The organism is Serratia proteamaculans (genome assembly GCF_946227095.1).
Taxonomy (GTDB): Bacteria; Pseudomonadota; Gammaproteobacteria; order Enterobacterales; family Enterobacteriaceae; genus Serratia; species Serratia proteamaculans_E.
The window spans coordinates 1-7,836 of sequence record NZ_CAMISV010000028.1; the positions used below are offsets into that span (position 1 = coordinate 1).

A 7,836-nucleotide genomic window follows, 5' to 3' on the forward strand; every position below is an offset into this window, starting at 1 on the left:
AGACCTCATCAATATAATGGTGGTTTGACGCCGAATGAATCAGAACGATTGTTCTGGAAAAACTCTAAAGCCGTGGCCAGTTTTGCTTGACCACTACACCCAGCCCATCAGCATCACCCTGACACTTGGCGCGTTATCCGACGCTCTGATGCGCCTGGATTCGTACGGAAATTATTTGCAGGCTTTCAACCGTGCAAACGGGCTGGTCTCCGAGGAGCCGGAACAGGGTCTGGAAACGGTGCTTTGCTTACGTTTGACGGTGGATAGCGAGCTGGAGCCCATCTGGTCGCTGGTATCACAGCGCGCTCAGGCACAGAGCCAGGAGCGCAATATTGCCTGGAAGGATCGGTTGCTTCTGGCACCCGCCAGACTTGGAACCTATGCCAGCTCCAACCTGTCATGGGCGCGAGGATCTGTTCTCAATCGGTTGACTGAGGAGCGTCCGGCCCTGGGTGCCGAACTGGCCAATGCGGCACGCCAGGCCCGAAACGGTTTCGGCAGTCAGGCTGGTATACAGCTGGCAGCAACACTGCAAATCGTGACCCAGAAAGCCAATGAACTTGGTGTGCCTGTCGGTGGCGGCGCCCAGGCATTGCTGGACGCGCACGCCGTATCCATCGGAGACGGTGCCATTGCGCTACACGATGCAACAGGGGTGCCCTCGCGCTCACTGGGAACAGGCTCATCCCGTCTACTGGTCGCAGGTATGCAACGTGCAGCAGCGCAGCAGGCGTCTGTCGCTCTTGTCGACGAAGTAGAGTACGGCCTGGAGCCACATCGTCTTACCCGACTACTGAATTCGCTTGGTGCTAAGGAAAATCCCCCCCCCCTTCAGGTATTTCTGACTACCCATTCCCCGGTCGCTGTCCGCGAGCTCAATGGCAATCAGCTCTTCGTGGTACGCAAGACTCCGGGGGCTCCGCATCTGATTCGTCAGGTAGGTGTTGCTGATGATATTCAAAGCACCGTTAGGGCTGATCCGGAAGCGTTTCTCGCTCGTAGCGTCATTGTCTGCGAAGGCGCCAGTGAAGTTGGCCTGATCCGTGGCCTAGACCATTTCTGGACGAACATAAACGGACAGTCAATGCTGGCCGCAGGGACTGCATATGTGAATGTCGGCGGCGGAGATCCGGACCGGTGTTTTGTTCGCGGGCTCGCATTGCGCCAGCTTGGCTACCGGGTACTGGTCATGGTTGATGCGGATAAGCCGCCCACTGCGGCGACCGTACAGGCATACGTGGATGCCGGTGGAGAGTACATCACCTGGCGAGACGGGCGAGCTCTGGAGGACGAGCTTTTTTTGAGTCTGCCGGATACCGGCGTCGATGCCCTACTTCAGCGGGCCATCAACCTTATGGAGGAGGACCTCGTAGCTGCTCATATTCAGGCACAGTCAAACGGTCAACTGACACTCGCCCACATCCGGCAACAGCGAGAACTGATCGGTACGCCGTATCCTCTTGAAACGCGGCAGTTACTGGGGATGGCCGCACGTAATCGTCGAAACGGCTGGTTTAAATCGGTCACCAAATATGAGGATGTGGCACGCGATATTCTGGGTCCGCACATGCCAGCAACAGACGCTGTGTTTCGCGCACTCATTGATCGGCTTTACGGGTGGGCCCATGCCGTCTGAGTACAATTTATTCGATTTTCGCAGGGGTACTATCACAGCCCCTGCCGGGTGCGGCAAGACGCAACTTATCGCCGATACGCTGACTCGGCATACCGGGAAAACGCCGGTTCTCATCCTCACGCATACCAACGCGGGTGTCACGACACTGCGTCTGCGCATGCAAAAATCCGGAGTGCCCGCATCGGCTTACCGCATTGCCACAATCGATGGTTTTTCCATGCGGCTGGTGGCGATGTTTCCACAGCGAAGTGCTGTTGCCGCTGCGGTCCTCCTACTCCAGAATCCCGGAGCCGACTACCCAGCAATACGCTTGGCTGCCAAGCATTTACTGCAAAGCGGGCACCTCAATGAGATCCTCGCGGCAAGTTATGCCCACCTGATTGTCGATGAGTATCAGGACTGCAATCTGGTGCAACACGCTCTGGTGACAGCACTTTCCATGGTGCTCCCCACCTGCGTCCTTGGCGACCCAATGCAGGCTATCTTCGGCTTTCGCGGTAACCAACTAGTGGACTGGGATTCCGACGTACTTCCGCGTTTTCCTGCTATCGGCGAGCTGAATCAGCCTTGGCGCTGGACGAACGCAAGCACACCCGAATTTGGCCAGTGGCTTCTGGAGTGCCGGCGAATACTCCTGGCAGGAGGTGGTATTGATTTACGCCTGGCGCCAGCAGAAGTCGTCTGGGTCGCGTTGCAGCCGGCTACGGCCATTCAGCAACGACTCACCGCTGCGTTAACACAGGCTGTTACGCGGGATGGAGACGTTCTGGTCATTGGTGACAGCCGCAATCCTCGTGGCCGTCGACAAATGGCCAGTCAGACTCCAGGGGCGATTGCTGTAGAGCCCGTCGACCTAGCCGACCTCACACTGTTTGGAATGACGTTTAACCTGAACGCTGCCGACGCACTGACTCGTCTGGTGGAGTTTGCCGCAGAGATGATGACGCAGGTCGGCGCTGCGGCCTTGCAACCCCGACTGGAGAGTTTGCGTCGGGGGACTGCACGCAATCCTGCCACAGAGACAGAAACCGCACTGGTCGCTTTCGCAAATGCCCCAAGTTTCCCCAAGGCCGCCGAGGCACTGCGCGCGTTGACCCGACAAAACAATGCCCGGGTTTATCGTCCGGATGTTTTGTATTGTTGTCTGCGCGCAATGCAAATGGCTGCAGGAGGCAGTTGCAGTTTTGCTGATGCCACGGTGCGGGAGCGAGAGCGAAATCGGCACGAAAGTCGGCCCCTTGCGCGACGTGCCATTGGCAGCACCCTGTTGCTGAAGGGGCTGGAGGCGGAAGTAGCCGTCATAACCGCCCCTGAAGAGATGGATGCCCGGCATCTCTACGTCGCCTTCACACGTGGCTCGAAGAAGCTGGTTGTCTGCTCGTTAACTCCCGTATTGATGGCCCGATAACGCCATTACTCACCCTAGCTTAAATAGCCACTCTTAAACGCAGCTGAAGCACGCTGACGCATTAAGCGAAAGTCGCTCAAACCTCTGTGCGCGCAATGCTACCCCCGCCTCGCCTGCCCGCTTTATGTGTCGCTTTTCATGCAGGTGCATTAAGGAATGCAAACCGCGCCAGTACTGGTGCGGGAGGGTCTACGACATGCATTTTATTACATGCAAAATCATGCACCCTATGCATGCACGCGTAATTTGGCACAGGCTAGCCAGGAAAAAGGCTGTTTTCGGGTGAGGACTGATGATGTGACAACATTGGTTTGACAGTGCGCCTGGTCATCACATCATGTTGATGGTCGGGAATTATCTCTGGTTCAGCCTGCGTCCTATGTGAGGCCAATCGACTCGACTACCGTGCAGCATCGCAGTTTTCCCGGTAGAGTTTTTTTGGTAACCGTTCTAAACGCTGGCTGAAAGGCCACCACCGAAGTTTTAATTCTTATATAAACTATTCACCACTGTTCACTTAAGTAAAAAATATAATTAAATCAATAAATAAAACCGTGACCAGTGAGTTTTAAACTCATCACTCAGTGTTCACCACTATGCACTCAACCAAAAATAACCTTTTCTCTGGCTAGCCGCAGTTAGGCTTATTTTTGATGTTCCTACCTATTTATAACCCCTCATTGATTGCTAAAAATTATGGGGTAATAACGAGGAATGACGAAGAGTGATGGGTTAATGTGATCCGGTGTAATTTGTTGTTTTTATATACGATTTCCTAATCCACCACACAACAACCCCTTGTTGCCAACTCCCAAAATATTCACATAATAGGGCGCTACCAGAGTTCACACAGTCCCGGCCAGAGCTGACCGGACACAAAGAGGTAGCTATACATGCTTTCAGTTTCCCGCCCCGTTAACGCCACACCTTCCCCTGTTGTGCACAGTGATTACACGCCACGCGAACGTTTTATTCGTCTGCCGGAAGTGCTTTACACCACCGGCCTGTCACGCTCTACTGTTTACGAGATGATGACACGTAAGCAGTTTCCGGCCCAAATCTCGTTGGGCGGCAAAAACGTCGCCTGGCTGGCCTCCGAAGTGGAGCAGTGGATGGATGAGCGCATTGCCAACCGTCATCAGAGGGCCACCGCATGATGCAGTTAACCCTGGGCCGACACAGCTTTACCCTGAGCGACAACGACGCGCTGTTTGTGGCCGAAGCTATCCTGCTGCAACGCCAGCACCCGGATATTGTCTTACCGGAACACCGCAGCACTAAACACGGTGTCATCCGTCTGACCAGCCGCCAGGGCGCACCACACCTGTTTTGCACCGGGCCGGTGTCTCTGAGCGACGCAGCCGCCGACACCCATCACCACCTGCAAACCGGTCGTTGATCACTATGCGATCGATTGAACGTCCGGGGGCGTCTTACGGCTTGCCCCCACGTCCGGCGCTGCGCTATAGTCCCCCCGCTGTCGCAAAATCGGCAGCCGGGCGTGGAAACCCGAGTAACTTATTGGCGACACAACACGCGCCAGGCGTGTTTTTTTATGTCGTAGCCTGTGTGCGCTCATTTTTTGCGCGATGGATGTTATGCTATCGCAGCAGTCAAACAATGGTGGCTCAGGCGGGGCTGACTTCGGTCAGGCCGGTTTCCAATAAGGCCGGTATTTCCACCCCCGTCTGGGCTACCACCCATAAGCGTGGAAACTTCGGTGGTAGCAATAACCAATACTTATTGGAGGCTGCCACCATGGCTACGACCCTCATCCCGACTCACCCCAAATTCTGTTTCTTGTTTGCGGCTATTCGCCGTAACACCCTGACGGCAACCCCGTGCATGTTGCGCACCGTGGCGGATTCCGAGCGCAGTGCCCGCCGCCTGCTGGCACGTGACTATATTCTGGCGTTTGCCGGTCGCCTGCCCGTACAGGGGGTGGCATGAATACGCTGGCCGCCCGTTTCCACAGTGAAACCCATTACGCCATTCCGCATGCGGACTTCCTGCGTCTTCAGCACGCACATTCTACCGGCGTGCTGTTCCTTGACATGCTGGACAGTCTCGACCTGAGCGGGCAACGTCCCGACGGCTTTCAACAGGCGGCTTTCGCCTCGGTCATTGCCGTGCTGACTGACCAGCTCGGCCACGTTGTCAACACCTGTGAACCCCAACTTCTTGCCAGCATGGAGGCACCCGCCGCATGAGTACCCAATCCTGTTTACCGATTGAAGTCCGTACCGCCGTTTTCCGTCGCGCCGTGGCACAGGCCTATAGCGACACCTGTGCCTTTTACCGGGTGAGCCTTGGCTACACGCTGGACGAACTGCAGATGCTGATTGCCAATCGCCTGGAAGGGTACTTTGTGCAACAGCACGGCGCAGAAGCGGGCATGGACATGGCATGCACGATGCTCAGCGATATGGTGCAGCCGGATGTGTTGGTGGCACCGCCGCGCCTGACCACGCTGGGGCAAAAGCTGATGGACGAGCTGTGCTGCGACCATCTGGCAACTGCCAGTCACGCTACCGTGCATTAAGGGAGAACAAGACGATGAACGCCCATTTCGTATCACAGACCGTACGCACCGCCACCGGCCATTGGCCGGTGATACTCCCGGCCCTTGGCATTGCCCTGCAACCGAACGGCAAAGCCCAGCCGTGCCCGGCCTGCGGCGGCAAAGACCGGTTTCGCTTTGATAACCAACAGGGGCGCGGCACCTGGTTCTGTAATCAGTGCGGCAGTGGCGATGGTCTGAATCTGGTTGAGAAAGTACTGGCTGTGACTGTCAAAGAGGCCGCCGTGAAGGTGGCCGGGGTATTGGGTGAGCAAACCGGATCCGCATGGCCGGAGTACAATCTGCAACAAGAACAGCAGGACAAAGCGCAGGCGCGAAATAACGCAGCGCAGCAGGCCAGACAGCTATTTGCCAGCGCCCGGCAACAAGCCGGGAATGCCTACCTGACCACCAAAGGCTGGCCGGACACCGATACCCTGACATTACAGGGGCCGCCACTGCGCGTGGGCGGTATCACTTACCAGCCCGACGACCTGTTGTTACCCCTGACCGACAGTGCCGGTGAGGTGGTCAACGTCCAGTTGATTAACGCCGCAGGTGACAAGCGCACGCTGGCAGGGGGACAGGTGAAAGACGCCTGCCATTTCCTGTCCGGCCAGAATACTGACGTTATCTGGCTGACCGAGGGTTATGCCACCGGCCTGACCGTGCATCAACTGACAGGGGAAAGTGTCTGCGTGGCGCTCAGTGCCAATAACCTGCCCGCGATGGCGCAACAGCTGCGCGCTCACTACCCCGATGCGGAGCTGCTGCTGGCGGCGGACAATGACGAGAACGGCACCGGCCAGACCCGCGCGGCCGAGGCCGCCCAATTGAGCGGCGGTAAGCTTGCATTGCCGTCAGAAACCGGTGACTGGAACGATGTTTACCAACAACAGGGCAAACTGGCCGCGCTCGCGCAGTTGACGGCCTTCAGCCAGCCCAAGCAACCCAGTCCGTTTGATACGCTCAGCGATGCGGACCTGAAAGCCATGAGCGCCAGTGAGAAGGCAGAACTCCTGGCTGAACATTATGGCAATACCCTGGCGGTGCCATTAGTCGGTGAGGAACTGTGTCGCTACACGCAGGGTGCCTGGCAGGTGTTGCCGCATCGGCAACTCAGCCGGGAGATTGCCGCGCTGTTTCAGAAGGTCCGTGCGCCGTTCTCGGCGGCGGGTATCAACAGCATTCTGGATACGCTCAAGCTGATGGTGCCGCAAATGGGTGAACCGGTGAGGCGCCTGATTGGCTTTCGCAATGGGGTGTTTGATACCGCTAGCGGACAATTCAGCGCACACCATAAAGAGCATTGGCTGCGCACCGTCAACAGCGTGGACTACACCCCGCCGCGCACGGGAGAAAACCTGGCCGACCATGCGCCGCATTTCTGGCAGTGGCTGACGCGGGCGGCAGGGAACAATCACGACAAGCAGGAACGCATTCTGGCGGCACTGTTTATGGTGCTGGCGAACCGTTACGACTGGCAACTGTTCCTGGAGGTGACCGGCCCCGGCGGCAGCGGAAAAAGCGTGATGGCCTCCATTGCCCGCTTGCTGGCGGGTGCCGACAACACCACCTCTGCGACCATCGACAACCTGGAATCGGCGCGGGAACGCGCCTCTGTGGTCGGGTTCTCGCTGATTATCCTGCCTGACCAGGAGAAATGGAGCGGTGACGGTGCAGGTATCAAGGCCATCACCGGGGGCGATGCAGTGGCTATCGACCCGAAATACCGCGATGCCTACTCAACCTACATCCCCGCCGTGATTCTGGCGGTCAATAACAACCCGATGCGTTTCAGTGACCGCAGCGGCGGTGTCTCGCGTCGCCGGGTGATTATCACGTTTCCCGAAGCGATACCGGCGAAGGAACGTGACCCGCAGCTGTTGGAGAAAATCAGCGGAGAGTTGGCGGTCATTGTCCGTCACCTGATGCAACACTTTGCTAACCCGAACGATGCCCGTGATTTACTGCAGGCACAGCAGAGTTCAGAGGAAGCATTAGCCGTCAAACGTCAGTCCGACCCGTTAATGGACTTCTGCGGCTACCTGACGACCCTGAGTACCCCGGTGGGCATGTTAATGGGGAACGGCAATATCAGACCTGAATAGACCCGGGTTTCGTAGACACTTTTTTGCCTCATAATGGAGGCCTAATGAAGGAGTGTTTATGTCAGTCAAAACGTTCACTGAAGAATTCAAAATTGAAGCCGTAAAACAGATCACTGAGCAG

At 56.9% G+C, this 7,836-nt stretch carries 8 protein-coding genes; all 8 read left to right on the plus strand.

Going from position 1 to position 7,836, the window contains the following annotated elements; all coding sequences use genetic code 11:
- Nucleotides 1-82: 82 nt before the first annotated feature.
- The 8 genes from OC597_RS26545 (at nucleotide 83) to OC597_RS26580 (ending at nucleotide 7,715) form a co-directional block, all read left to right on the plus strand.
- Nucleotides 83-1,636, plus strand: coding sequence for an ATP-dependent nuclease (locus OC597_RS26545; RefSeq protein WP_262211161.1), 1,554 nt, complete (start codon nucleotides 83-85; stop codon nucleotides 1,634-1,636).
- A complete protein-coding gene (locus tag OC597_RS26550; protein ID WP_262211162.1) occupies nucleotides 1,626-3,044 on the plus strand; it encodes a UvrD-helicase domain-containing protein in 1,419 nt (472 codons plus the stop codon). Before OC597_RS26545 ends, OC597_RS26550 begins: the two co-directional genes overlap by 11 nt.
- Nucleotides 3,045-3,937: 893 nt before the next feature.
- Nucleotides 3,938-4,201 (plus strand): helix-turn-helix transcriptional regulator, encoded by a 264-nt coding sequence (locus OC597_RS26555; RefSeq protein WP_262211163.1) that lies wholly within the window; start codon nucleotides 3,938-3,940, stop codon nucleotides 4,199-4,201.
- Nucleotides 4,198-4,443 (plus strand): hypothetical protein, encoded by a 246-nt coding sequence (locus OC597_RS26560; protein ID WP_262211164.1) that lies wholly within the window; start codon nucleotides 4,198-4,200, stop codon nucleotides 4,441-4,443. Before OC597_RS26555 ends, OC597_RS26560 begins: the two co-directional genes overlap by 4 nt.
- A 5-nt stretch (nucleotides 4,444-4,448) precedes the next feature.
- Complete coding sequence (locus OC597_RS26565; RefSeq protein WP_262211165.1) at nucleotides 4,449-4,994, plus strand: host cell division inhibitor Icd-like protein; 546 nt, start codon at nucleotides 4,449-4,451, stop codon at nucleotides 4,992-4,994.
- Nucleotides 4,991-5,254 (plus strand): hypothetical protein, encoded by a 264-nt coding sequence (locus OC597_RS26570; RefSeq protein ID WP_017891201.1) that lies wholly within the window; start codon nucleotides 4,991-4,993, stop codon nucleotides 5,252-5,254. The genes OC597_RS26565 and OC597_RS26570 overlap by 4 nt, the downstream gene beginning before the upstream one ends.
- Nucleotides 5,251-5,586 (plus strand): DUF5375 family protein, encoded by a 336-nt coding sequence (locus OC597_RS26575; RefSeq protein ID WP_151415990.1) that lies wholly within the window; start codon nucleotides 5,251-5,253, stop codon nucleotides 5,584-5,586. The genes OC597_RS26570 and OC597_RS26575 overlap by 4 nt, the downstream gene beginning before the upstream one ends.
- Before the next feature lie 14 nt (nucleotides 5,587-5,600).
- On the plus strand, nucleotides 5,601-7,715 hold the full coding sequence (locus OC597_RS26580) for a primase-helicase zinc-binding domain-containing protein (protein WP_262211166.1): 2,115 nt from the start codon (nucleotides 5,601-5,603) through the stop codon (nucleotides 7,713-7,715).
- The last annotated feature ends 121 nt before the right edge of the window (nucleotides 7,716-7,836 follow it).

Excerpts from the sequence above, each read along its gene's own strand:
- OC597_RS26550 (WP_262211162.1), top strand. The coding sequence starts at position 1,626 with ATGCCGTCTGAGTACAATTTATTCGATTTTCGCAGGGGTACTATCACA.
- OC597_RS26555 (WP_262211163.1), top strand. The coding sequence starts at position 3,938 with ATGCTTTCAGTTTCCCGCCCCGTTAACGCCACACCTTCCCCTGTTGTG.
- OC597_RS26560 (WP_262211164.1), top strand. The coding sequence starts at position 4,198 with ATGATGCAGTTAACCCTGGGCCGACACAGCTTTACCCTGAGCGACAAC.
- OC597_RS26565 (WP_262211165.1), top strand. The coding sequence starts at position 4,449 with ATGCGATCGATTGAACGTCCGGGGGCGTCTTACGGCTTGCCCCCACGT.
- OC597_RS26570 (WP_017891201.1), top strand. The coding sequence starts at position 4,991 with ATGAATACGCTGGCCGCCCGTTTCCACAGTGAAACCCATTACGCCATT.
- OC597_RS26575 (WP_151415990.1), top strand. The coding sequence starts at position 5,251 with ATGAGTACCCAATCCTGTTTACCGATTGAAGTCCGTACCGCCGTTTTC.
- OC597_RS26580 (WP_262211166.1), top strand. The coding sequence starts at position 5,601 with ATGAACGCCCATTTCGTATCACAGACCGTACGCACCGCCACCGGCCAT.